Origin of the sequence: Brevibacillus sp. MCWH, assembly GCF_013096935.1 — a bacterium.
In the GTDB taxonomy this organism is placed as follows: Bacteria; Bacillota; Bacilli; order Brevibacillales; family Brevibacillaceae; genus Brevibacillus; species Brevibacillus aydinogluensis.
On sequence record NZ_SDLF01000019.1, the window covers coordinates 23,180 to 48,022 of the forward strand.

Annotated in this window: 28 protein-coding genes; 23 read left to right on the forward strand and 5 right to left on the reverse strand. The window is 57.4% G+C overall.

Annotated features, from left to right (window positions below):
• Positions 1-9 precede the first annotated feature (9 nt).
• The 4 genes from ftsY (at position 10) to ETC00_RS20965 (ending at position 4,876) form a co-directional block, all read left to right on the forward strand.
• Positions 10-1,014 (forward strand): signal recognition particle-docking protein FtsY, encoded by a 1,005-nt coding sequence (gene ftsY, locus ETC00_RS15320; protein WP_171566950.1) that lies wholly within the window; start codon positions 10-12, stop codon positions 1,012-1,014.
• Positions 1,015-1,171: 157 nt separating this feature from the next.
• Positions 1,172-2,677, forward strand: a complete 1,506-nt coding sequence (locus ETC00_RS15325; RefSeq protein WP_249178838.1) for a spore germination protein — start codon at positions 1,172-1,174, stop codon at positions 2,675-2,677.
• A complete protein-coding gene (locus ETC00_RS15330; protein WP_171566951.1) occupies positions 2,674-3,807 on the forward strand; it encodes a GerAB/ArcD/ProY family transporter in 1,134 nt (377 codons plus the stop codon). Before ETC00_RS15325 ends, ETC00_RS15330 begins: the two co-directional genes overlap by 4 nt.
• Complete coding sequence (locus ETC00_RS20965; protein ID WP_171566952.1) at positions 3,791-4,876, forward strand: Ger(x)C family spore germination protein; 1,086 nt, start codon at positions 3,791-3,793, stop codon at positions 4,874-4,876. The genes ETC00_RS15330 and ETC00_RS20965 overlap by 17 nt, the downstream gene beginning before the upstream one ends.
• Before the next feature lie 47 nt (positions 4,877-4,923).
• Here the strand turns inward: ETC00_RS20965 and ETC00_RS15340 are convergent, their stop codons facing one another.
• Genes ETC00_RS15340 through ETC00_RS15350 form a run of 3 tightly spaced genes read right to left on the reverse strand, consistent with a single transcriptional unit; the run spans position 4,924 to position 8,005 of the window.
• Positions 4,924-5,910 carry an ABC transporter permease gene (locus tag ETC00_RS15340; protein ID WP_171566953.1) on the reverse strand — a complete coding sequence of 329 codons (987 nt, stop codon included), beginning with the start codon at positions 5,908-5,910 and terminating at the stop codon, positions 4,924-4,926.
• Positions 5,897-6,847: an ABC transporter ATP-binding protein gene (locus ETC00_RS15345; protein ID WP_171566954.1), complete on the reverse strand. Its 951-nt coding sequence runs from the start codon at positions 6,845-6,847 to the stop codon at positions 5,897-5,899. Before ETC00_RS15345 ends, ETC00_RS15340 begins: the two co-directional genes overlap by 14 nt.
• Positions 6,848-6,850: 3 nt before the next feature.
• On the reverse strand, positions 6,851-8,005 hold the full coding sequence (locus ETC00_RS15350; RefSeq protein ID WP_171566955.1) for a COG1470 family protein: 1,155 nt from the start codon (positions 8,003-8,005) through the stop codon (positions 6,851-6,853).
• A gap of 204 nt (positions 8,006-8,209) precedes the next feature.
• Between ETC00_RS15350 and ETC00_RS15355 the strand changes: the two genes are divergently transcribed.
• From ETC00_RS15355 to ETC00_RS15440, 18 genes are all read left to right on the forward strand, one after another.
• Positions 8,210-8,797 carry a sigma-70 family RNA polymerase sigma factor gene (locus tag ETC00_RS15355; RefSeq protein WP_304415335.1) on the forward strand — a complete coding sequence of 196 codons (588 nt, stop codon included), beginning with the start codon at positions 8,210-8,212 and terminating at the stop codon, positions 8,795-8,797.
• A complete protein-coding gene (locus ETC00_RS15360; RefSeq protein WP_171566956.1) occupies positions 8,790-9,551 on the forward strand; it encodes an anti-sigma factor in 762 nt (253 codons plus the stop codon). The genes ETC00_RS15355 and ETC00_RS15360 overlap by 8 nt, the downstream gene beginning before the upstream one ends.
• Before the next feature lie 119 nt (positions 9,552-9,670).
• Positions 9,671-10,009 carry a putative DNA-binding protein gene (locus ETC00_RS15365; protein ID WP_171566957.1) on the forward strand — a complete coding sequence of 113 codons (339 nt, stop codon included), beginning with the start codon at positions 9,671-9,673 and terminating at the stop codon, positions 10,007-10,009.
• A gap of 10 nt (positions 10,010-10,019) precedes the next feature.
• Complete coding sequence (ffh, locus tag ETC00_RS15370) at positions 10,020-11,429, forward strand: signal recognition particle protein (protein ID WP_171566958.1); 1,410 nt, start codon at positions 10,020-10,022, stop codon at positions 11,427-11,429.
• Between the two features lie 116 nt (positions 11,430-11,545).
• Positions 11,546-11,818, forward strand: a complete 273-nt coding sequence (gene rpsP / locus ETC00_RS15375; protein WP_171566959.1) for a 30S ribosomal protein S16 — start codon at positions 11,546-11,548, stop codon at positions 11,816-11,818.
• Positions 11,819-11,841: 23 nt separating this feature from the next.
• Positions 11,842-12,069, forward strand: a complete 228-nt coding sequence (locus ETC00_RS15380) for a KH domain-containing protein (protein WP_171566960.1) — start codon at positions 11,842-11,844, stop codon at positions 12,067-12,069.
• A 64-nt stretch (positions 12,070-12,133) separates the two neighbouring features.
• On the forward strand, positions 12,134-12,550 hold the full coding sequence (locus tag ETC00_RS15385; RefSeq protein ID WP_171566961.1) for a YlqD family protein: 417 nt from the start codon (positions 12,134-12,136) through the stop codon (positions 12,548-12,550).
• 44 nt (positions 12,551-12,594) lie between these two features.
• A complete protein-coding gene (rimM, locus tag ETC00_RS15390) occupies positions 12,595-13,113 on the forward strand; it encodes a ribosome maturation factor RimM (RefSeq protein ID WP_171566962.1) in 519 nt (172 codons plus the stop codon).
• Between the two features lie 13 nt (positions 13,114-13,126).
• Positions 13,127-13,879 (forward strand): tRNA (guanosine(37)-N1)-methyltransferase TrmD, encoded by a 753-nt coding sequence (trmD, locus tag ETC00_RS15395; RefSeq protein ID WP_171566963.1) that lies wholly within the window; start codon positions 13,127-13,129, stop codon positions 13,877-13,879.
• 147 nt (positions 13,880-14,026) lie between these two features.
• A complete protein-coding gene (rplS, locus tag ETC00_RS15400; protein ID WP_029100188.1) occupies positions 14,027-14,374 on the forward strand; it encodes a 50S ribosomal protein L19 in 348 nt (115 codons plus the stop codon).
• Positions 14,375-14,503: 129 nt separating this feature from the next.
• Positions 14,504-15,061, forward strand: coding sequence for a signal peptidase I (gene lepB / locus ETC00_RS15405; protein WP_171566964.1), 558 nt, complete (start codon positions 14,504-14,506; stop codon positions 15,059-15,061).
• A 39-nt stretch (positions 15,062-15,100) separates the two neighbouring features.
• Positions 15,101-15,991, forward strand: a complete 891-nt coding sequence (gene ylqF / locus ETC00_RS15410) for a ribosome biogenesis GTPase YlqF (protein ID WP_171566965.1) — start codon at positions 15,101-15,103, stop codon at positions 15,989-15,991.
• Between the two features lie 91 nt (positions 15,992-16,082).
• Complete coding sequence (locus tag ETC00_RS15415) at positions 16,083-16,859, forward strand: ribonuclease HII (protein WP_171566966.1); 777 nt, start codon at positions 16,083-16,085, stop codon at positions 16,857-16,859.
• A gap of 40 nt (positions 16,860-16,899) precedes the next feature.
• Positions 16,900-18,864 (forward strand): hypothetical protein, encoded by a 1,965-nt coding sequence (locus ETC00_RS15420; RefSeq protein ID WP_171566967.1) that lies wholly within the window; start codon positions 16,900-16,902, stop codon positions 18,862-18,864.
• Positions 18,861-19,154, forward strand: coding sequence for an EscU/YscU/HrcU family type III secretion system export apparatus switch protein (locus tag ETC00_RS15425; RefSeq protein WP_171566968.1), 294 nt, complete (start codon positions 18,861-18,863; stop codon positions 19,152-19,154). Before ETC00_RS15420 ends, ETC00_RS15425 begins: the two co-directional genes overlap by 4 nt.
• Positions 19,151-19,510, forward strand: a complete 360-nt coding sequence (locus ETC00_RS15430; RefSeq protein ID WP_171566969.1) for a YraN family protein — start codon at positions 19,151-19,153, stop codon at positions 19,508-19,510. The genes ETC00_RS15425 and ETC00_RS15430 overlap by 4 nt, the downstream gene beginning before the upstream one ends.
• Positions 19,511-19,764: 254 nt before the next feature.
• Positions 19,765-21,306, forward strand: coding sequence for a YifB family Mg chelatase-like AAA ATPase (locus ETC00_RS15435; protein WP_171566970.1), 1,542 nt, complete (start codon positions 19,765-19,767; stop codon positions 21,304-21,306).
• 678 nt (positions 21,307-21,984) lie between these two features.
• On the forward strand, positions 21,985-22,296 hold the full coding sequence (locus ETC00_RS15440; RefSeq protein WP_171566971.1) for a cupin domain-containing protein: 312 nt from the start codon (positions 21,985-21,987) through the stop codon (positions 22,294-22,296).
• Positions 22,297-22,318: 22 nt separating this feature from the next.
• Here ETC00_RS15440 and ETC00_RS15445 read toward each other — a convergent pair whose 3' ends face one another.
• Complete coding sequence (locus ETC00_RS15445; RefSeq protein ID WP_371808913.1) at positions 22,319-22,699, reverse strand: DUF488 domain-containing protein; 381 nt, start codon at positions 22,697-22,699, stop codon at positions 22,319-22,321.
• Between the two features lie 294 nt (positions 22,700-22,993).
• On the opposite strand from ETC00_RS15445, the gene ETC00_RS15450 reads away from it, so the two are divergent.
• On the forward strand, positions 22,994-24,100 hold the full coding sequence (locus ETC00_RS15450; protein WP_171566972.1) for a hypothetical protein: 1,107 nt from the start codon (positions 22,994-22,996) through the stop codon (positions 24,098-24,100).
• A gap of 27 nt (positions 24,101-24,127) precedes the next feature.
• Here ETC00_RS15450 and ETC00_RS15455 read toward each other — a convergent pair whose 3' ends face one another.
• Positions 24,128-24,799: a Crp/Fnr family transcriptional regulator gene (locus ETC00_RS15455; protein ID WP_253264318.1), complete on the reverse strand. Its 672-nt coding sequence runs from the start codon at positions 24,797-24,799 to the stop codon at positions 24,128-24,130.
• Between the last annotated feature and the right edge of the window lie 44 nt (positions 24,800-24,843).

Consider the following 24,843-nt stretch of genomic DNA (forward strand, 5'->3'; position numbering starts at 1 on the left):
GAGATGACCATGAGTTTTTTCAAACGCCTGCGTGACGCCATCGTGCAAAAGTCGGAGGCAGTTACGCAAAAATTTACCGAAGGCCTGGCCAAAACCAGGGACCTGCTGGTGGAAAAGGTGGAAGACCTGGTTCGCCGGTACAAGAAAATCGACGACGATTTCTTTGACGAGCTGGAAGAGATCCTGATCACGGCCGATGTCGGCGTCAACACCGTGATGGAGCTGATTGACGAACTGCGCGACGAGGTGCGCAAGCAAAAAATCGAGAACGCCATGGATCTGCAGCCGATTCTGTCGGAAAAGCTGGTCGCCCTGCTGAAAAACGACCAGGGCCAGGATGCCGGCCTGAACGTGCAGGACGGGCGGCTGAACGTCATCCTGTTCGTCGGCGTCAACGGCGTGGGCAAGACGACCACGATCGGCAAGATGGCGCACATGTTCAAACAGCAGGGGAAAAAGGTGCTGCTGGCGGCAGGGGACACGTTCCGGGCGGCTGCGATCGAACAACTTGAGGTGTGGGGCGAACGCGTCGGCGTGGATGTGATCAAGCACCAGCAGGGAGCAGACCCCGCAGCGGTCATCTACGACGCCGTACAGGCGGCCAAATCGCGCGGCGTGGACGTGCTTTTGTGCGATACCGCGGGACGCCTGCAAAACAAGGTGAACCTGATGGAAGAGCTGAGCAAGGTGCACCGCGTCGTGCAGCGGGAACTGCCGGGCGCTCCGCATGAAGTGCTGCTCGTGCTGGACGCGACGACGGGGCAAAACGCGCTCTCCCAGGCCAAGACGTTCGGCCAGGCGGCCGGTGTGACGGGCATTGTGCTGACCAAGCTGGACGGGACGGCCAAAGGCGGGATTGTCATCGCCATCCGCAACGAGCTGAACATCCCCGTCAAATACGTCGGCCTCGGGGAAAAGGTGGACGACCTGCAGCCGTTTGACCCTGAGCAGTTTGTGCACGCGCTGTTTGCCGGGTTGATCGCGCAGGAGACTGCGGCGGAAGAGCAGCAGTAACAAGGTGCAGATAGGGACAGGAAACCTGTATTGCTTTCACGGCGATACAGGTTTTTTTCGTATGGGATGAACCGGAAGTGCCCCCATCCGTTTGTATGCCTGTCACCCTCGTAGGAAATACTCCCTATTTAGGGTGCACGAAAAGGCGGTGTGTCACATGAACATTCTTCGAAGGCTGTTCCCTGCCATGTTTTCGGCGTTTCATGCCAAAGACGAACCTGCACACGGGGACGAACAGCCCCCGACCGATTCGTCCCTGACGGTTGAAGAGCTGCAGAAACGGTTCTGTCACGTTCATGATGCCTGTGTGAAAGATTTGCAGGTAAATGCCCAGACAGTCACGCTGTTTTATATTCGCTCCCTGATCGATGCGGACCAGTTGCGAGAGGGGATTCTGCTCCCGCTGGTACACGGGGATTACAACTGCGCTAGCCGCGCCATCATTTCCGATCAGGTCAAGCCGGTTCCCAATCTGGAAAAGGCGATTGAACAAGCCCTGCAGGGCGCCGTTATCGTGTTTGGCGAAGGACGGGTATTTGCCGTGCATATTCCCAGCACCATCAGCCGTTCCATTGAAAGCTCGGAGCAGGAAGCCATCGTCTACGGACCAAAGGACAGCCTGAGCGAGCAGTTGGATCACAATCTGACCATGATCCGCAGGCGGTTGCCCGTGCCGGAACTGAAGTACTGTTTGTTTACCCTGGGAACGTTGAGCAAAACAAACGTCGCGCTGCTATACATCGAGGGAATTGCCAATCCGGAAAACATCCGGCTCGCATTTGAAAAGACATCCAACATTGATTTCGATGTATTTTTTGATTCGTCGCATGTCAGTGCGTTTTTGGAGGATCACATGGGCAGCGTTTTTCCGCAGTTTCAGCAGACAGACAGGCCGGACGCGGTAGCCGCCGCACTGGCCAGCGGAAAAATTGTCTGGCTGGTCGCCAATACGCCGTTCGCGCTGATTGCCCCCGTTACGTTTTTTGATCTGTTTCAGTCTCCCGAAGATTACATCCACCGCTGGATGGTCAGCAGCTTCTTGCGGTCCCTTCGTTTCTTTGCCTTTTTGTTTGCCATCGTCCTGACACCGGTGTATGTGGCGCTGACCACGCACCATTACTATTCGATGCCGCTGGAATTGCTGTACCTGCTTATGGAGTCGAGGAGCGAGATTCCCTTTACTCCGATTTGGGAGGCCATGTTCATGCTGCTCACCCTCGAGATTCTGAAGGAGGCCAGCTTGCGGATGCCCACCAAGTCCGGCCAGACGCTCGGGATTGTCGGGGGAATTGTCGTCGGTCAGGCTGCCGTCGAAGCGAATGTCGCGAGCAATATTTTGATCATCCACATTGCCGTCTCCGCCATCGCGTCGTTTCTGGTGCCGAATTACCTGATGACGAACTCCAGCAAATTGATCCAGTTCGCCCTGCTGATCCTTGCCGCCTGGCTGGGGATGTGGGGAATCATTTTCGGAATGGTGTTGGTGCTTATCCATTTAACCGGGCTCACGTCCTTGAAGCAGCCGTATTTTGCTCCCCTTACCCCAATGTATTGGAGAGATTGGAAGGATACGATCGTTCGGCTGCCGTTGAAGTTGATGAAACAGCGGCCTGAGCACCTGCGACCGGTGGCGAAATCGAGAATGAAAAAGGAGATCCGATGAAGAGCAGTTCGTTGTTTGACCATGACAAGCCGCTTCAGCCATGGATGTGGGCTGTTTTGGTGAACAGGATGCAAGTCGGCTACTTCATGCTGATCCTGCCGAACGTGCTGGTTCAACCGTATATGGTCTGGATCATTTTGCTTGCAGGATGTTTGGCTCTTCTCAACATGTGGGTAATCGGAAAGGGCCTGGAAGTCAGTTACCAGCAGCATGAAACGGAAGGATGGCAGCCGTTTATGGGGAGCGTGTGGATGCGCTTGTTGATGGTCCCCTGCCTGGTCATCATGCTGTTGAAATTGATAATTGTCGTGATAGGGTATGTAAGCATCGTGCACCAGATCCTGTTTCCCTCCGTCAATACCGGGACATTCGTCGTCTTGATGATGTTCGCCGGATATTATTTGGCGAAACACGGGATGTTGACGGTGCTTCGTTTTGGCGTGATCGCCTTTCTGATGTCCGCCTGGATTCTCGTCCTGTACGGGTATTATTTGTTGCCCCAGGAAGCGAACTATACCCATCTGTATCCGATCATCCCGCTGCAGTGGCCCTCCCACTGGTTCGAATCTCTGTTGTTCGTATGGGCGGCGTTAGCCGGGCCGGAATATTTCGTTGTGTTGGGGCCGTGGACGGGGGGGAAGCGGCTGACCAAATACATCCTGACAGGGAACGTTGCGTCACTCTTCGAATACGTGTATTTCTTTTTCGTTTCGCTGCTGTTTTTCGGTTCTTCCTATCTGAAATCCATTGATATTGCGCTGGTCCAACTGGTGCGTTACATCCAACTTCCTTTTTTTGAACGCGTTGATATGATCGTGGTGCCTGCATACATGGCCCCCATTGTCCTGGTGATCGCGCTGCTGATGCTTTACGTATACGGAGCCCTTCGCATTCTGCTGAAGCAAATCCACAAGCCGCCGCATGCAAGAGGGTTTTTCATGGTGTCATTGGCGGTGGTGGGGTATCTGCTGATTGTCGATCACTGGCTGTGGACATCGGAAACCCAAAGACGCATGTGGGAACAACTGCAGATGGTTGTCGGCGGTGCATCCTTTGCATTGACTCCCGCCCTGTTTCTTGTGCTGCATGCCGTGCAATCAAGGAGGCGAAAAAGTGAAAAAGCGCAGTAACAGCCTGATATTCTTCACGATGCTGCTGATGCTGTCCGGCTGCGGCTCATGGTCGGTGAAAAACAACATCATTGAGGAAATCTCGCCGACAATCCTGCTGTATGTCGGCCGGGGAGCGGACAAACACCTGGAGCAGGCAACCTTGATCCCGCCTCTGGTCGAGGAAAAGAAACGGGTGATCACGGCAAACGTCAGGCTGATGAAGGAAGGACGAATCCAACTGAACCAGAAGTACTACCGCGAGATGAAAAGCGGGCAGCTGCGCATGCTCTTTATTTCCAAAAGTCTCGCCCGGGAAGACATCCTGCCCATTGTCAACACCATGATGATTGATCCCGAAATCTCCGACCGCCTGTATCTGATCGTCGTGGAAGGAGATTTTCTCGCGTACTTGAACAAGCAGGTAGTAAAACAGCAGGAAATGATCGAATTTTATCTGTACAAGATGCTGGCTCACTATGAGCAGCAGGGGGAAATCACGGTGACCAATCTGCACGGTTTTATGGAAGCGTATTTTTCCCCTTATGCAGATCCGAAGATACCGCTGTTCACCACGAACGGAACCGATTTGATCTATAAAGGAACGGCGCTGTTTCACAACGGCAAAATGGTGGGCGAAATCACGACACTTGACGATCCCCTGTTCCAAATTCTCAACCGACCGACGCGATTTCAAAAGTTGCTGTCCCTGCCGGAACAAAGAGTTACGCTGGGGTCGCTGCACACGGAAACAAAGGTGACGGTACAACCTACAGGCGATGTGAAGATTTACATCGAAGGAACCGGGAGGGTGGAAGAATACCAGGGCGAGCGGGACCTGAACCAACCGGAAGCAGCGCAGCAGTTGACGAGGGAGTTGGAAGCGGTTCTGGAACAGAAGGCCGCCCTTCTTGTAAAAAAGCTGCAGCAGTTGAGGATTGACCCGCTGCGGATCGGAGAACGCACCCTGGGCCCCTTTTCTCAGCCATACACAGAGGAAACATGGAAAGCAGCGTGGCCCACCATGCGAGTCCATGTGGACGTGCATTTGCAGCTGGAAAGTCTGGGATTGCTGAAGATGAAAAAATGACGAAGCCCTTGCATGGCCCGTCGGGAGCAGCAAGGGCTTCTTATCTGTCAGTTGCGGCTGCGAATCTCCTGCCGCATGAACAACACGTAGGACGCGGCAAAACACACGGCGGCAGCCGCAAGCAGTCCCGTCACCTGCGGCCAGACCAGCAGCAGGCTTTGCCCAAACGGCAGCGGACTGGGAATCGCGCCGTATATCTGTTCCATCGTCAGCGGCCCCAGGCTGCGGACGGATGGCGTCAGCATCGTCGTGGTGGCCTCGCTGAACAACTGGCTCGGCGACAAGCGGGAGAGGTATAAAATGAACTGCTGATGGGACAGCACGTTCTCCGGCGTCTGCACAGCCGGTGCCGTGGCACTGGCCGTCAGGTTGACCAGCAGCGGAAAAAAGACGCTGAAGAACAGCCAGACGGCAATGCCGGCCAGCGCGGACGTGGCCGCCTGGCGAAAGCGGGTGGAAAACAGGATGCTCACGCTCAGCCAAAAGGCCACGTACAGCACGCTCAGCGCCAGGAAAAAGACCATGCGGGCCAATTCCTCCGGTGTAGGCGGAATGCCGATGGCGATCAGTCCCAGCCCCATGACGAGGAATCCCAGAGCAAACAGCAGGACGGTGATGACGATGAGCGCTGCGACAAATTTGGCGTTGATGACGGTGTCACGGTGCAGCGGTTGGGACAACAGCCGGCTCAGCGTGCCCTTGTTTCGCTCCGAACTGATCGCGTCAAAGCCCATCCCGATCCCCAGCAGCGGGCCGAGAAAGCTGACAAAGGTAATAAACGGCGGCAGCGTGCCGTCTGAGATCGTAAACAGCTTCAAGAACAGAAAGGATGATCCGCCGTCCTGTTTGGGCACCGCCTCCCGGATCGTCGACAGGGCGGTGTACAGCGATCCGATGCAGGTCAGGACCAGGATCGACACCAGGATAACAAAACGCCAGCTGCGCAGGTGGTCGGCCATTTCCTTTTGCACCATCACCCAAAACGGGTGGAGAGATTCCGCGCGGGGACGAACAAACCGGTCAAACACGGACATCCCCCCCTTCAAAATAGCGGTGATAGATTTCGTCCAGCCCGTACGCTTTTGTGTTCAGGCGGTGCAGAGCAGCTCCGGATTGGACAGCCAGCCGGGCGATCTCGGGAGCAGCGTCGGTCCGGCAGGAGAGGAGCAGACTCCCGTCATCCCTGCGTTCGACGCGGCTCACCGGTTCCAGACTGACCAACCGATCGACCAGTTCGTCGCTGACCGGCCGCACATCGACTTCGATCAAGATCGGCTCATCGGCAAACAGTTGGGCTGACAGCTGGGCCAGGGTGCCTTCCGCCAGCAGTCTGCCCGCCACGAACAGCCCGACGCGGTCGCAGATTTGCTGCACCTGGTGCAGATGGTGGGAGGAGAGCAGGACGGTAATTCCCTCGTCTCTGCTCAGCCGCTGGATCAACTGGAGAAAGTCGCGGACGCCCTCCGGGTCAAGCCCCAGCGTCGGCTCGTCGAGGATGATCACTTCGGGCTGTTTCATCAAGACGTCGGCCAGCCCCAGCCGCTGCCGCATCCCTCGGGAAAACGTTCCCGCCCGTTTGTGGCCGTGTTCGCTCAAGCCGACGCGCTCCAGCAGCCGGAGCGCCCGTTCTCTTCCCGTCTCATCGGGTATGCCGTTCAGCCGCGCCGTGAAGAGCAGGTTTTCCAGCCCGCTCATGTCGTCGTAGAAGCCCACGTCGTCCGGCAGGTACCCCACTTTTCGCTTGACGGCCAGCGGATCGCGCGTCGGGTCGTGGCCCGCCACCCGGACGATGCCCGACGTGGGTTCCGTCAATCCCAGCATCATCAGGATCGTCGTCGATTTTCCCGCGCCGTTTGGTCCCAGCAGGCCGAAGATTTCGCCGCGGCGGATGGTCAGGGTCAAGTTGTCCACCGCTTTGAAACTGCCGTACTCTTTCGTCAGTGAAGACAACGTGATGACGTCTTCCGCCATGTGTTACCGCCTCCCGTAGGTGCGGAACAGGTAGACGACACCACCCGCGACGGCGAGAATGACCAAAACGCCCAACCAGCCCCACAGCACCGAGGTTTCGACAGCGACGCGAAACTCCGCATCCGCAGCGGCCTCCGGCGCGGTGGCGCTGACATCGACGACGTAGTCACCGGCGATTGCCTTGCTGTCTGCCTTGATCGTGGCGGTCACGTCCGCCTTTTGTCCCGCTGCCAGTTTGTCGATTCGCTTCGGTTCAAAGGTCACCTCCCAGTTGACGGGCGTGCTCGCGGAGAGTTCCACGTTGCGCAGATCGGCCGTCCCGGTGTTGCTCACCTGCAGCTGGAGCGTCCGCGTGCCGCCGGCGGTCACGTCTGTGCTCAGCAAGCCGGTCGGAGTGCCGACCTCCAGGCCATATGTGCCGGTAATCACTGCTTCCAGCTCCATCTGGGCAGAAGTGGAGGAGGTGGCCGCCTTCACCGGAAATTTGTACGATCCCGATTTCACTTTTTTCGGCGGACGGATTTCGACGACGATGTCCTTTGAGCCGTTCGCGTCCACCTGCACGGACGTGACTGCTTTTCCGTCCGCCTTAAACTGCACGTCCCATCCTTCCGGTGCTTGCGCGGTCAGGGAGTAGAGCTGCTTTTGCGCAGTCCGGTTGCGCAGGGTGGCGCTGTATTGAAATTGCGAGTCGGCGGGTCCCTCCATGTTTGGCTGCTCGCTTATCAGTTCCGTCTTGAACGAGCCCTGTTGCGAGACGTTGACGGTGAGCGGCAGGACCGCTTTCCCTTTGGCGCTCAGCTCGAAGCGATAGGTCCCCTTGTTCACGTCGAGCGGGACGTCCACCTGCAGGGTGACGGAGCGGGAATCATTGGGCTTGACGGAGATCGTCTGTACGCTCCACCCGTCGGCGGTGATTTCCGCTTCCCACTTGGCCGGCAGGTGTTCCACCTCAAGCTCCGCGCTTTCGATGGCGCTTCCGTTGTTGATCACATCGACGCTGTACTGGATTGACTCACCCGGCGTCACCGTGATGGCAGGATACGGCGTGTACAGGCTCAACGATCCTGCGGCGTCGGCCCGGGCAGAGGCAGCGGCGGCGAGGCCGAGGGCAAGTGCCAGTGCCAGCGCCCACTGCCGGTTCCACTTGCATTTCATGATGACAATTCCCCCTTTTACCGTCGATAGTTGCTTTCACCCCGTATACGCGGAAACATGTGCACGCGGATTTGTCGGCTGGCAAAATTTTTGCTTTCGGCTGGGCCCGGTCAGGGCAATCGCTGCTGCACCCAATTGCGCATGGGCGCCTTTTTTGTTACAAGAAAATTGGGAAAGAGGCATCGGCTAAGGGGGAGGAAGGGCGTGTCGAAACAACACCTGGAAGGGGAGCGCCTGCTCATGGAAATGGGACGCGGCTCACGGGCGGCGTTGGAAGCCTTTTACGAACGGTACGCCGCTTTCGTCTACCGCATCGCTTTGCGGATGCTGCACGATCCCATGGAGGCGGAGGACTTGTGTCACGACATTTTTCTCGAAGCCTACCGGACAGCGGCGCAGTACGACCGGCAGCGGGGCAGTGTCGAGGCGTGGCTCGCGGTAAAAACCAGGTCGCGCTGCATGGACCGCCTGCGCAGGATTCAGGCCAGCCAGCAGCGGGAACAGACGGCGGCCACCCACCAGCTGCAGGATGACTCGGTGGAAGAATCGGTCTTGGCAAAGCTGGAACGAGAAACGGTGCGAAACGTGCTGAACCGCATTCCCGAAGCGCAGCGGCAGGCGGTTTACGGGGCCTATTTTCAGGCGAAAACCCATCGGGAGCTGGCTGAAATCATGGCCCGGCCGATTGGAACGATCAAGTCGCTGATACGCTACGGCTTGCACAACCTGCGAAAGCAGTTGGCGGAGACGGGATGGCACGGAAGCGGCAAGGGAGGCGATAAGCGTGGCTGACAAGCATTGCGGCGTGTACGAGGAAGACGTGATCGACCTGGTGCTCGGCAAACACTCCGCTGAGCGCAGCGAGGAACTGGCGCGGCATCTGCAACACTGTTCCCGCTGTGCCGCACTGCATCGCGAGTGGGCGGTAATACTGGACAGTAGCGGTGAAGTCGGAGCACCCGCTGAACGCCTTCAGCCAGCGCAGGAAACGAAACCCTCGCCCCGGCTGAAAACGCGGCTGCTTCGCTCCGTCGACATGAACAACAGGCTGCCGCGCCGGCGTGCAGCGGCCCTGTCCTCAGCGGCGGCCTGCGTTCTGCTGGCGGCCATGGCTTTCGTCCCGCTGCGAGGAGACGAGATGGAGCGGGCAGAGCCGTCACCGGTTTTTATCAGTGAACCTGCCACCTCCCTGTTCCTTACGCAAAACCGGATCGTCAACGACCCGAAAACAGTGCTGCATCAGGCGGTGCCCGTGATGCGGACCAACGTCAGGGGATATGTCTGGATCAACGACATGTCCAACGAACTGCTGATCCTGGCGGAAGGACTGGACCCGCTGGAAGAGAAGGATTATCAGGTCTGGTTTATCATCGGAGACAGCAGGGCAAACGCAGGTGTGTTACAATGGAAGGGACGGATGGCACACCTGTATGTCCACGACGGCGATATCCGCCGGGTCACGAACATCGCCGTCAGCATCGAACCGAAAGGGGGCAGTTTTTCCCCAACCGGTCCGGAGGCGATGATTGTGAACATTCGTCCGTAATCTGTGTCAATAAAAAACCTTGACAGTGCATGGAGAATTGGGTAGTATAGTTATCGTGCTGTAAAGGAGAATCACTTTACAGGACATAATCGAGTACCTCTCAGCAAAGGATTGGTTTCATGCTGGAGAAGACCAATCAGGTAAATCTCTTGTTCGACTTTTACGCGCCGCTCTTGAAAGGCAAGCAGCGTGAATATCTGGAGCTGTACTATCTGGATGATTTGTCGCTGGGAGAAATCGCCGAGATGCACGAAGTGAGCAGACAGGCGGTGTACGATCACATCAAGCGGGCGGAGCGGCAGTTGTTTGAGTACGAGGAAAAACTGCTGTTGGCCGCCAAGCACGAACAGCGCCAGGCTCTTCTGGAACGCATCCGGCGGATTGTGGAAGAGCTCGCGGACGGCGAGGCAAGAGAGGAACTGCAAGCTTTGCTCCACCAACTGTCGGAGATGGATTAGGAGGGCTCGCATGGCATTTGAAAACTTGACCAGTCGGCTGCAGAACGCATTTGACAAACTGCGCGGCAGAGGCAAGATTGACGAAACCGTCGTCAATGAAGCGATGCGCGAAGTTCGTCTGGCCCTGCTGGAAGCCGACGTCAACTTTAAAGTCGTCAAAGACTTTATCGCGCGCGTCAAGGAGCGCGCTGTCGGGCAAGAGGTGCTGAAAAGCCTGACGCCCGGCCAGATGGTCATCAAAATCGTCAACGAAGAGCTGATCGAACTGATGGGCGGACAAGTCGCCCAGCTGGCCGTCGCCAACCGGCCGCCGACCGTCGTGATGATGGCGGGGCTGCAGGGTGCCGGTAAGACGACCACGACCGGAAAACTGGCCAAGTATCTGCAAAAGCAGAACCGCAAACCGCTCCTGGTGGCGGCGGACATTTACCGTCCGGCGGCGATCAAGCAGCTGCAGGTGCTGGGCGAACAGTTGAACGTGCCGGTGTTCTCCCTCGGCGACCAGGTCAGTCCGGTGGAGATTGCCAGACAGGCGATCGAGCACGCCAAAGAGAACCATCTCGACTACGTGCTGATCGACACCGCCGGCCGGCTCCACATCGACGAAGCGCTGATGGAGGAGTTAAAGCAGGTTCGCGACGTGGCCAAGCCGGATGAAATTCTGCTCGTCGTCGACGCGATGACCGGTCAGGACGCCGTCAACGTGGCAGAAAGCTTCAACAGCCAGCTCGAACTGACTGGCGTGGTGCTCACCAAGCTGGACGGCGACACGCGCGGCGGTGCCGCATTGTCCGTCAAGGCCGTCACCGGCAAGCCGATCAAGTTTGCGGCGATGGGCGAAAAGCTGGACGCGCTGGAACCCTTCCACCCGGATCGGATGGCATCGCGGATTCTCGGGATGGGCGACGTGCTCAGCCTGATCGAAAAGGCGCAGGCGGCAGTTGACGAGGAAAAGGCGCGGGAAATGGAGAAGCAGATGCGTCAAGGGGAGTTCACCTTTGACATGTTTCTCGAATCCATGCAGCAGCTGCGCAACCTGGGCCCGTTCGAAGACATTCTCGGCATGCTGCCTGGCATGAACAAGCTGAAGGGCCAGCTCAAGGTGGATGAAAAGCAGATTGCCCGCATCGAAGCGATCGTCAAGTCGATGACGAAAGCGGAGAGGGCCAACCCCGAGCTGCTGAACGCCAGCCGACGCAAGCGGATTGCGGCCGGAAGCGGCACGTCGATCCAGGAAGTGAACCGGTTCATCAAGCAGTTCGAAGAAATGAAGAAGATGATGAAACAGTTCACCGGCGTGGCCGACAAGATGAAAAAGAAGGCGAAGAAAAAAGGCTTTGGCCTTCCGTTTCTGGGCAAGGGCGGCGGCAATCCGGGAGGCATGAACTTCCCGTTCAACTTCAAGCCCCCGTTCAAGTGATGTTGTATGATCTCTTCGCGCCCTGCTTTAAGCAGGTGACGCGATGGTTCAGATAAATAGTGACGCCAACGCGACAAGTTGACCGTTGCGTTGATTCATACAGGAGGTGAAACAGCATGGCAGTAAAAATCCGTCTGAAGCGCATGGGTTCCAAGAAAGCCCCGTTCTACCGCGTGGTAGTGGCTGACTCCCGTTCTCCGCGCGACGGCCGTTTCATCGAGGAAATCGGTTACTACAACCCGGTTGCACAACCGGCTGTGGTGAACATCGATACCGAAAAAGCGGTGAAATGGATCCTGAACGGTGCAGCTCCGACTGACACGGTTCGCAACCTGCTGTCCAAAGCAGGCGTTCTGGCGAAAGTACACGAAAGCAAATTCGGCAAGTAAGCCGGTCATCCGGAGGTCCGATGATGAAAGCACTGGTCGAAACGATCGCAAAGGCTCTCGTCGATCACCCTGATGACGTTCGTGTAAACGCTGTGGAAAAAGAGCGCACAATCGTCTACGAACTGTCGGTGCACCCCGATGACATGGGGAAGATCATTGGCAGACAGGGACGAATTGCCAAGGCGCTGCGCTCCGTCGTGATCGCCGCCTCCGTCAATACGGATAAGCGGGTCACGGTTGAGATTGTCTGAGAAAAAGGCTGGGAGCTGTCCCAGTCTTTTTTGATGCTGGCAGCCTTCGAAAGGAGTGTCGGACGTGCTTACCATTTTGCGTACGGTTCAGGTGAAGGTGATCATGACGGAAGCATCCCGCGCCGCATTGGTGGAACAGTACCGCCAACAGATCCGGCGGCGGCAGGAAGAGTGGGAGCAGTGGCAGTTTCAGGCCAAAAAACTGCTCGCGGACGCCCGCAAGCGATCCCCCGAGGCGCTTGAGTTTGTGCAGGAGCGGATCGCCCGGGAGGAACGGCAGCGCAAGGAAAAGTTGGAGCAGCTCCAGTTTCAGCTCCGGCAGGCGGAGAACCTGCCGGAGGGCAGCGAGATTGAATATGCGACTGTGCAAAGTCCCGTCCAGATTCGCGTCGGAGATGTGTGGGATGAAATCATGTCTGGAACGGAAATCATGGTAAAAGACGGACGGATTTGCGAGATTCGTCAATCGGCCCGTCAATAGTTGATGCGCCCGCACATCATCCCCACGAAAGGAGGAGAAGGAGCGTGAGCCAAACGCGTTACTACACCGTGGGAAAAGTGGTCAACACTCACGGGCTGCGGGGAGAGGTCAAGGTGATTTCCACCACTGACTTCCCCGACGTGCGCTTCCGCAAAGGGAGCGAACTGTATCTGTTTCATCCGTCGCTGGCGGAGCCGTTGAAGCTGACGGTGGCCTCCCGCCGTTCCCACAAGGGGACCGAACTCATCAGCTTCCAGGGCTATCCGTCAATCAACGACGTGGAAAAGTTCAAGGGCGGCGAACTGAAGATTCCCGAAGAGGCGCTCCTGGAACTGGAAGAGGACGAGTATTACATCCACCAGCTGGTCGGCTGCCAGGTATTCACCGACGAAGGGGAAGAACTGGGCAGGATCGTGGACGTGCTGCAGCCGGGCGCAAATGATGTGTGGGTGGTAAAAGGAAAGCGCGGCGAAATTTTGCTGCCGTTTATCGACGACTGTATCAAGGAAGTGGACATCGCCGGCAAGCGGGTCGTCTGCCACCTGATGGAAGGCCTGCTGTGAAGGGGGACGGATGGTGAAGATCGACATTTTGACGCTCTTCCCGGAGATGTTTGACGGCGTCCTCAACAGCAGTATCCTGGGGAAAGCGCAGGAGAAGGGGATCGTCCAATTCCAGGTGATCAACTTTCGCGATTACTCCGAAAGCAAGCACGGCACCGTTGACGACACGCCCTACGGCGGGGGAGGCGGCATGGTGCTGAAGCCGGAGCCGATCTTTCGCGCCGTGGAGGCCGTGGCTGGCGACGCGAAGCCGCGGGTCATCCTGATGTGCCCCCAGGGCCGGCCGTACAACCAAAAGATGGCAGAGGAGCTGGCCGGGGAGGAGCACCTTGTTTTCATCTGCGGCCACTATGAAGGTTACGATGAACGCATCCGGCAATACCTGGTCACGGACGAAATTTCGATCGGCGACTACGTGCTGACGGGCGGAGAACTTGCGGCAATGGTGGTGATCGACAGCGTCGTCCGGCTGCAGCCGGGGGCGCTGGGCAATCAGTCGTCGGCGGAGAAGGATTCGTTTACCACCGGCTTGCTGGAGTATCCGCACTACACCCGTCCGGCGGAGTTTCGCGGGTGGAAGGTGCCGGACATCCTGCTCTCCGGCCACCACGCCAATATCGAGCGCTGGCGGCTGAAGGAATCGCTGCGCAGGACCAGAGAACGCAGGCCCGATCTGCTGGAAAAGGGCGAGCTGCTCGATGAGTGGAAAGCACTTCTGGCCGAGCTTGAGGAAGAGGAAAAAAATTCGGGTTCCGGATCGGAATAGCACTTGTGGATTCATGTCCAGTGTGATAATATACTTCTTGTGGCAATTTTGCCCGCTGACTAAGGCGGTCCGCTACCCGGATTTCAGCGTGATGCTGAGTTTTGTGAGGACGGGTATGAACGTCTGAGCGGAAGGAGGGAATTGAGGATGAACCAAGTGATCCGTGAATTGGAAAAAGAACAAATGAAACAGGACATTCCTGCGTTCCGGCCTGGTGACACGGTACGTGTTCACGTAAAGGTTATCGAGGGTCAGCGCGAGCGTATTCAGCTGTTTGAAGGCGTTGTGATCCGTCGTCGCGGCACGGGTGTGAGCGAAACGTTCACCGTTCGTAAGGTTTCTTACGGCGTAGGTGTTGAGCGTACGTTCCCGCTGCACACGCCGAAGATCGACAAGATTGAGGTTGTACGCCGCGGTAAAGTTCGTCGCGCGAAGCTGTACTATCTGCGCGATCGCGTGGGCAAAGCTGCTCGCATCAAGGAAATTCGCAAATAATCGCATGTTATGCATACAAAGGGGGTCTGGTTTGCTTGCCAGCCCTCTTTTTCCCATTATTCCATGCATACACGGACGCATTCCCTGAATCGGGCGTCCGCCAAGGCACAATGCGGGAGGATCGGACCCATGAGCGAAGAAGTTACCTCCAGCCGCGCCAAAAACGAGACGTGGGAATGGATCAAGGCGCTCGGCATAGCTATCGCATTAGCGTTTCTCATCCGTACCTTCCTGTTCGCCCCGTTCATCGTCGAAGGCGAATCCATGGAATCGACGTTACATAACAATGAAAAACTGGTGGTCAACAAGGCGATCTACCACCTGACGCAACCGAAGCGCGGCGACATCATCGTGTTTCACGCGGAAGAAAGCCGCGATTACATCAAACGGGTCATCGCAGTCGCGGGAGACACGGTGGAGGTGCGCAACGACCAACTCCTGGTCAACGGAAAACCGGTGGACGAGCCGTACCTGGCCAAAAACCGGGAAGAGGCGGCAAAACTGGGCGTTCCGCTGACCAATGACTTTGGACCGATCCAAGTGGGAGAAGGCGAGATTTTCGTGCTTGGGGACAACCGTCTGAACAGCCACGACAGCCGGGCGATCGGCCCGATCAAACTGGACAAGGTCGTGGGACGGGCGGAATTCGTTTTCTGGCCGCTCTCCCAGTTCCGGCTGGCCCGCTGACGACTCCCTTTATCACACACCCGAGGCAGGTGAGACATCATGACGATTCAGTGGTTCCCTGGCCACATGGCAAAGGCCCGCAGACAAGTTACGGAGAGACTGAAGCAGATAGACGTGGTAATCGAACTGCTGGACGCCCGTCTCCCGCTTTCCAGCCGCAATCCGATGATTGACGAGATCATCAGCGGAAAACCCCGACTGATCCTGCTCAACAAGGCCGATCTGGCCGACAGCAAGGTAACGGAAGAGTGGATCAGCTACTTTCGCGAGCAGGGCATCCGCACCCTGCCCATTGACGCCCTGAGCGGAAAAGGCGTGGGCAAGCTGCCGGAGATGTGCCGGGAACTGGCGGGAGAAATGCTGGCCAAGCGGGCGGAGAAGGGCATGCAGGCACGGGCTGTACGGATTATGATCCTCGGCATTCCCAATGTCGGCAAGTCGTCCCTGATCAACCGGCTGGCGAAGCGCTCCGTGGCGCAGACCGGAGACCGTCCCGCAGTGACGAAAGCCCAACAGTGGGTGAAAATGGGCGACACGCTCGAGTTGTTGGATACCCCTGGCATCCTCTGGCCCAAGTTTGAAGATCAAATGGTGGGACTGCGGCTGGCGGCGAGCGGGGCGATCAAGGACGAGCTGATCGATTTTACCGACGTGGCCCTGTTCGCCATCAGCTACATGATGCACTACTACCCGGAGCGGCTGAAGGAGCGCTTCAAACTGCAAACGCTCCCGAACGACCGGGTGGAGATGCTGGAGGAGATCGGGAAAAAGCGGGGGTGCCTGGCATCCCGCGGAGAGATTGACTACGACAAGGCGGCCGAGCTGTTTCTGCGCGACCTGCGCTCGGGCAAACTGGGACCCGTTTCTCTGGAACGCCCCGCCGATTGGGAAATGGAGGAGCCGATCGGAAAGCCGCCCTCTCTGTCCTGAAGGAGCTCGGAAAACCTGTCTATCCACAGCGGATAGACGGGTTTTTCCTTTCAAACGGACACATTTTGGATACATAAGGAGAAAGCCGTCAATGAATCTCGCGGAACTGTCGATAAAGGAAATACGGGAGCTTATCGAAAAAATGGACGAGCCCCGCAAAGATTTTTTAGAATGGTTGCGTCAGGACAGCCGAAAAGGCGTACAGGATTTGGCGCGCAAGCTGGAAGAGAAAATGGCCCGGCAGGCCAGACTGGCGAAACAGTGGGAAGAGATGACGCAGGTGGAGCGAGCCCTGCGGGAGGAAGGTCACGTGCACCTCTTCGGCATTGACGAAGTGGGTCGCGGCCCGCTGGCAGGGCCGGTCGTCGCCTGTGCCGTCTGCCTGCCGGCTGATTTTTACCTGCCGGGGCTGAACGATTCAAAGAAATTGCCCCCATCCGTACGGGAAGGATTTGCTGACGTAATCAGACGGGACGCATTGGCAGTCGGCATCGGAATCGTGTCTGCCGAGCGGATTGACGAGATCAACATTCTGGAAGCGACCCGTGAAGCAATGCGCTTGGCGATCCAGGATGCGGCGATAAAACCGGACGTATGCCTGATCGATGCCGTACAGCTACCCGGTCTGCCCTATAAACAACTGCCGATCATCGGCGGGGACAGCAAAAGTGTGTCCATCGCCGCCGCCTCCGTCGTCGCCAAGGTGACGCGCGACCGGCTGATGGCGGAATACGCCGAGCAGTACCCCCAATACGGTTTTGACAAAAATGCCGGCTACGGAACGGCGGAACATCTGGCTGCCCTTCAGCAGTACGGGCCGTCGCCGATTCACCGGCGCACGTTTACAGGGGTGAAGGAGCGGGCTTGAGAGGCGTTCCCGTCCGGGTAACAAAGGAGGAAGTTTGCCCATGTTTTCCCCCTCGCAAATGATACAGTCGCTTGTTCAACGCGCTCAGGTCTCCGCGCCCAAACCGATCGAGCTCACACCGGGTCAAGTCTTTATCGGCACTGTGCAACGAACCTACCCCGACAACATGGCGCTGGTCCAGATCGGCGGCATGCAGGTCCAGGCCAGACTGGAGGCCAATCTGGAAGCAGGACAGAGAGCGTGGCTGCAGGTGCAGCCGTCAGCCGGAGTGGTCACGTTGAAAGTGCTGGGAACGACACGGGACGGAGGAGCAGCGGACGCATCGCTGGAAGGGCTGATCCGCTCATTGGGTCTCAACGACACGAAGGAGACTCGGGCGATCGTGCAGGAGCTGGTGCGGGCCAAACTGCCGGTCACCCGCGAGACGGTGCAGGCGTTCACAGCCGTCGCGCAGCGCCTGGGCATGCACAAGGAGACTGTGGACGCTTTTCTTCTCGCGGTAAAACGCAGCTTGCCGCTGACGCCTGATGTTGTAGCCGGACTGCGTGCCTTTTTGTCGAAACAGCCGATCAGTCAGGCGATTCAGGCATTTGTAGCGCAGGCAGAGCAATTTTTACAGACGCACGGGGAGCGTGCGGGAGGACAGGCGGGCAAGCATGGATCGGCCGCGGCGTCTTTCGCTCCGTCCTCGTCAGCTGCTGCTCCGCTCCTTACCCTGGTCAGCCAGTTAAAACAGGCGGTGGCCGGTTTGGCGGTGCTGCTGCCCGATCACCAGGGGGCGGACGAACTGATGGTCCAGCGTGAAACCGCACAGCCTTCGGCGGGGACAGCGAATGCGGCCGGGACAAACGGAAAGGGGCAGGCACCGCTTCCAACCATTGCTGCGGGTAGTACCGTTCAGCCAGCCCCCCATGCAAACACTGCCATCACCGGCACAAGCACGACAATCGGAAAGGAAGCTCTTCGGCAGGGGACTGTTTCAGACGGTTCTTTGACCGGGTCGTCCACTTTGGGTGGCGAGACCGCGAAGTTGGGAGAGGCGCTGGCGCAAAACGGACGTCAGCAAGGCGTTCAGCTGGCTAGCGGCAGCGGTCTGCCCGCGAAAGGAACCGCTGCTGATACAGCGTTACCCCGCAGCGGAGAGCAGACGTCTTCGACAGCGACGTCAGCTCCGCACGGTGTGGGAGCGCCGAACACCGCTGCAGCGTCGATGGTCAACGGGGCAGCGCGAATGGCACCTCCGGCTTTGGTCAATCAGGCAGCGGGAAGCAGCCAATCGTCTGTGCCGTCTGCGGCAAGCAGTGGTACAAACGGGACAAATGCAGCCGCTCCTGCTCAGACAGTTTCGGCGCATGGCCATCCGATTCAGGAGCTGTTTCAGCGCCTGGGGCTTGGGCACGAGCGTGATTTGATGGGCCGTGCGCTGGCTCACGGAATGGATGCCGCAGCCCAGCGGCAGTTGGACAGCGTGAAGGCGATGCTGCTGCAGCTTACTCAAGAGGCGGCCAACGCTGTACCCGCCGCGCTTCGCGACACCGCGGACGCACTGCTTCAGCACATCACCGGCCAGCAGTTGATGCTGGTGCAGCCCTCCAACCAGACGCTGTCGCAGGTGGTCATGCAGATTCCCATTCGGACGCAGCACGGGGATGAGACGGCGTATGTGCAGATTGAAGCCAAGAAGCGCGGAGGAGGTGAGCTGGACCCGGAAAACTGCCGCCTGTTTTTCCATCTGGAACTAAATCAACTCGGAACGATGATGCTTGACGTGGCTATTGTCAACCGAATTGTCAGCATCCAGCTTTTCAACAACACGTCGTGGGTGGAAGCACTGGCTCAGGACATGAAAGAGGACTTTGCCCGCCAACTTCATGAAATGGGATACCACTTGTCCGGACTCCGGGTACAGGACATTCCTGACAGCAAGCCCCAGGCGGCAGCTGCCGTTGCCGGAGGCAGAACCGGGTTTCTGGCCGATTACAAGGGAGTGGACATTCGCGTATGAACGACGCCTCCGATGCGAAAGTGAAGCGCAAACAGGCGGTGGCGCTCCGCTACCAGGCCAAAACGATGGAAGCGCCCGTCGTCGTGGCCAAGGGAAAAGGCTATGTAGCGGACAACATTCTGAAAACTGCAAAGGAACACGGCATCCCTGTTCAGGAAGACCCCTCGCTGGTGGAAGTGTTGGGCAAATTGGACCTCAACCAGCAGATACCGCCCGAACTGTACCAGGTGGTGGCGGAAGTGCTCGCGTTTGTCTACCGCCTCGACAAGGGAGGGCGAAGCGGGCGATGAGCCACAGACGGCGTGCTCTCGGCCAGCGCGGCGAACAAATCGCTGCACTGTTTTTGCAGCAAAAAGGGTACCGCGTTATCGAACGGAATGTGCGCACACGGCAGGGGGAAATCGACCTGATCGCCTGGGATGGAGATATTCTCGTATTCGTGGAGGTGCGTACGCGGACGAGCACGGCCTACGGCACGGCGGCTGAGTCGGTTACATGGCGCAAGCAGCGAAAATTGCGTGAACTGGCCCTCGCGTACCTGCAGCATTACGAAAAGTCGGTGCCGCGTTTTCGCTTTGACGTTGTGGCGATCTGCTGCCGCCCGGACCAATCGCCGGAGATCGAACACATCACTCACGCCTTTTGAAGCAAAACGGGCGCGAAATCGGCAGGGCACTGGGGATACGTCTACAGCAGATGCCTGTTAAGTCGCGTAGAATGTAGCATACTCGACGCGATGAAACTCCTCCAAGCACCATCACTTGGCCTTCCGGCTTACGCTGGAAGGCGCTTTTTTTGTGTGCACAGCCCGGTGTGAGTGTCCAATTTTCTTGCAGCGGGATGCTGTCTTTTCGTACGGTGAAGCTGAAGCAATGGGAGATGTAGTCGGGGGGATGTCAGATGTATGCACGCAGTTTTGCCGGTACTGTCTACGGTATTGACGGGATGCTCGTGGCGGTGGAAACAGACATCGCCAACGGATTGCCCCAGTTTGATCTGGTCGGGCTGGGCGGCTCCGCTGTGAAGGAAGCGCGCGACCGGGTGAGAGCGGCGCTGCGCAACGGCGGGTTTGATTATCCGATGCAGCGGATAACGGTCAATCTGGCACCTGCCGATCTGCGCAAGGAGGGATCAGGATTTGACCTGGCCATCGCGATCGGCATTTTGCAGGCTTCCAAACAAATCCCGCCGCGCCCGGAAGCCGTGCTGGTGCTCGGCGAACTGGCGCTGGACGGAACGCTGCGCCCGGTTTCCGGCGTGCTGCCCATCTTGCTGGAAGCCAGAAAACAGGGCTTTACCCATGTGATCCTGCCGGAGGAAAACGCCGAAGAAGCGCGCCTGGTGGACATCTGCGTGCTTCCCGCCGCCAATCTGGCTGCTGCCATCGGATACTGGACGGGGGGACTGGAGCCGCCCGCGGCCGAATCGCGCCCCGCTCCTCAAAAACGCGCCGTGCATTCACAGGCCAACCATTCAGACTTTGGCGATGTCTGTGGGCAGACGTTTGTCAAACGAGGCTTGGAAGTGGCGGCCGCCGGTTTTCACAACGTGCTGCTCGTCGGCCCTCCCGGTTCCGGCAAAACGATGCTCGCCACCTGTCTGCCCTCCATCATGCCGGACATGACCACGGACGAGTCGTACGACGTGACCAAGATTTACAGCATCGCCGGTCAGTTGACGCGAAACAGCGGTTTGATCCGCGAGCGGCCGTTCCGTTCGCCGCACCATACGATCACGGCAGCCGCCCTGATCGGGGGAGGCGGACAGATTCCGCGGCCCGGCGAGTGCAGTCTGGCTCACGGCGGCATTTTGTTTCTGGACGAGCTCCCGGAATTCTCCCGCCACGTCCTGGAGGTGCTCAGACAGCCGTTGGAAGCCGGCGTGGTGACGATCGGGCGGTCGAGACAGGTGTTTACATTCCCGGCCCGCTTTCTTCTTGTATCTTCGATGAATCCGTGCCCCTGCGGGTTTTACGGTTCCCGCGACCAGCGCGAATGCACCTGTACGCCGCAGCAGATCCAAAAGTATCGCTCGAAATTGTCCGGCCCGCTGCTTGACCGGATCGACCTGCATCTGGAAGTCCCCCGAGTGCCGGTAAGTTTGCTGCAGGAGCGGCCGCGAGCGGAGACGTCCGAAGAGATCCGCCGCAGGGTGGAAGCGGCGAGGGCGATTCAATGCGAGCGTTACCGGCATCGCCCCGGTGCTCCCTTCAACAGCGCGATGAGCGGGGAAGAACTGCGCCGGTATGCCAGCCTGGACAGAGAAGGACGAAAGCTGCTGCAGCTCGCCTTTGAGACGCTCGGCCTGAGCGCCCGCGCCTACAACCGGATCGTCAAGGTGGCCCGTACCATTGCCGACCTGGCCGGTTCAGAGCAGATCGAGGCCGCCCATGTGGCGGAAGCCATCCGATATCGCGCATTGGATCGCGGGGTGCTGGGATGAGGAGTGTATCGATTTAGCCGGTAGAGGATACATAGCAGGGTATGGTCATGATAGATATTTGGGGGAACAGCCTACCGACCATGAGAAAGAGTGTGAGAGGAGCAACGATCGCCACACGAATACCGGCTGGACTGGACAAGTAGTAGCCGGTTACGCAAGTGAATTGTTTGCGGAGAAAATGTTGTCTACACACGTGACGTTCTTCCACGATGCGTGGGGAAAAGATTAGCTCATAATGTAAAGAAGCACATAAACAGTAATGTCGCCTTTTCGTAAGCAGAGGCGCATTCGGCGCGGTCGAGGTGGTGCCGCTCGTCCTGATTGGATTCGAGGCCTGTGAAAATTTGCGGAACAGCAAAGTAGTACGCGCGTTCCGCCGAATTTTTGCACCAGCCGCTGCTGCAAAATCTTGTCTGAGTCGTGCAGCGGGTGACACGATTTTTGCCGCGGCGTGGTCGGTATTGCCATGTTCGTGATCGGTTTGGCAACGGGCCGTTCGTGTGAGAAATCGTCCGCCGCGACAGCCATGTGCAGCCTGATCAAGAGATGGCGTGAGGCTTTTGCCAGGTCTGATGCATACACTCACCCTCGCGTAATGTAAATAAACGATACTGCCATTGGTAATAGTAAGTGTGATTCGTCATCCGGATTGAAATTGACTGGCAGGAGTTGGGGAGAATGAAAGTATACCCACTGTCATTCGAGGAATCCTTTATCCAGACGGTGCTGGATAATGGTGTGTCCAAAGTCGTGAAGTTCTCGTTTCCAAAAGGAAAGGTATTACAGAAGCACAAGACGACCAGCGATATCCTGGTATTTGTGCTGCAGGGAAAAATCCGATTTGTCGCCCATGAAGAAGTGGAACTGGCTCAAGCCAGCATGATCTCCCTCGACAAGCAGGTGGAGCATGCCATCGAAGCATTGGAAGACAGTGTGGTTGTGCTGGTGCTGACACCCAGCCCGGCAGCTCATTCCGTGTTTAAACCGTAACGAAAGCGTTTCAGGCCCGTCGTTAGCGTTCTTCCCGTTCGGATCGGCGGGCCAGCCAACGTTGCAGCACGATGGCCTGGTTGTGGACGGAATCTTTTGCGGAATAGACCAGTGTGACGTTTTGTTCAGCGGTCATGCTGCAAATTCGGTCGGCCAGTTCGTTGCGGAGTGGATCTCCTTCCAGTTCCCGTTCGTAGCGAGCGCTGAATTCGTCAAACCGCTCCGGTTGGTGGCCGAACCACTTGCAAAGTTCGGTGCTCGGGGCAATCTCTTTCATCCACTCGTTGACCGCAGCCCGCTCTTTGGAAATGCCGCGCGGCCAACGCCGGTCAACCAGAATGCGGACGCCGTCTTCAGGGGAGGGCGCGTCGTAAATGCGCTTCACCAAAATCTGATGCATCATAGGACAATCAGCCTTCTTTCGCAACATGCAGTGATTTGACTGCGGCCATTATATCACTCCGGAGCGAGGAAATGAACCAAGGCCCGATTTACAATACCGTCATGGTGAATCAGTGGGGTGGTGACCGTGAGAGAGCAAAAGCGTTCAGCCCTTCCTCCGCATCTGAATATGTTACCGGTAACATTCACCTTTTTTGCCGCTGGAGCCTTGTTTTTTCTCGCGGCTCTTCTGTTTGGCTTGGGGAACATGCCCCATTTGGTAACAACAGCGGCTTTGCATTCTCCCGAGGGGATCTTGTGGGCGCATATGCTGTTGCTCGGCTGGGCGACGATGATTGCGATGGGAGCCAGCTACCAGGTGACACAGGTGCTGTTGAGAACTTCCACCTATAGCCGGAACCTCGCTTGGCTCCATCTGATCGCTTACGTGACAGGCGTTATTCTCCTCTTGGTCGGCTTTTGGAACTGGAACCGCATCGGAATTGTCAGCGGCGGGGGGCTCATCGTGCTGGGCGTGGCGGTCTACACCTTCAACCTGGGAGCCACTTACGCTCGCGGCAAGCTGTGGACGCCGGTCACCGTTGGAGCTATCCTGAGCCTTCTTGACCTGGGTGTGACCGTTGTGCTCGGTACGACCCTGGGCATCGCCGCCTGGACGGGTTGGTCTCCGACACGATACGAGTTACTGTTTTATACGCATATGTGGTTCGGTCTGGCTGGCTGGTTGGGAGGTCTGATTGCAAGCTACAGCTTGAAGCTGCTTCCCATGTTTTATGTATCAAGGAAGACGGGGACGAAGTTGAACTACGCGATCGTCATCCTGTTCCAGGCGGGAGTATGGCTCGGGGGTGCAGGATGGTGGTCGGATTACCGGATGTTTTCGAGCGCCGGACTGCTGCTTGTTGTCGCGGCACTCGGAATGCTTGTCTGGTTCGTTCGCGATGTTCGGCAACAAAGCAGTGGCAAGCAGCCGATCGGCGCGGTAAAAGTGGCCGATGTACTGTTAACCATTACGTTTCTGGTTGCGTTGGTATGGGTAATCCTGCACGGATGGCATGGTGGCGCTGCCCGTTCTTACACGGTCGTTTCCACCCTGATTCTGTATGTGGTCCTTGGTTGGTTTTCCGCTTCCATCCTTGCGTACTTGTCCAAAATCATCCCGTTTTTATGGTGGGCTCACCGGTTTCGGACCAAAGAGCAGAAAAAGGGCGCCGTCCTGTTGGCAGAAATGGTCCGGCACGACAGGTTGACGTTGGAGCTGTGGGTCTTTCTCTTAGGATTGGGCCTGTTCATCATCGGGAATATGGGCATTCATTCTGCTATTGCGACGGTCGGCTTGCTGATCATGGTGATCGGAGTCGTGATCTATCTGGCGGAGCTGTCAAGGGTATTTCGCCATTAACGTTGCCCATCGAGGTGGTGCTTCGCGTTAATTATGCTCTTTCCATCGTTTCAGCGCATCCCTGTCCAAAATGATGATTTCCGAACGGTGCGTATCAAGAATGCGTTGCTTTTTCAGTTGGTTTAACATCCGGTTTACGGTTTCTCTGGTTGTTCCGATCGTATTGGCCAATTCCTGATTGGTCATCGGCAATTCGATGTGAATACGAGATCCTTTTACCTCTCCGTGTTTGTCAGCCAATTGCAACAAAAAGAAAATGATCCGGTCGTGCACGTCGTGGCCGGTAAACTGTTGAAGTTTTTGTTGAAGTTCGCGAATCTTGGCGCCCATGACATCGATGACTTTGATCGCAATGGACGGCATCGCCAAGATGAGCTGCTCAAACGCGCGGACGGGTATGGCCAAAACGTGAGTGTCCACGAGGGCTTCCGTCGTTGCCGGATAAGGCGATTGATTAAAGAAACCGGTATGGGGAAACATATCGCCAGTCTGCAAGAGCGACACGATCTGCTCATGCCCCTCCTCGTCGGTTTTGTATGCTTTGACCAGTCCGTCCTGAATGAAAAAGACCGCTTCTTTTTCGCTACCTTCCATAAAGATGATCGTTTTTTTCCGGATCAGGCGATGGATGGCGATCTGTTCGACGCGGTCCAGTTCCTGCGGGTTCAAATCCCGGAACAAAGGGACCTGCTGCAACATGTTCCGATTTCCCATAAAATAGATCCTTTCCGCTGGTTTTTATT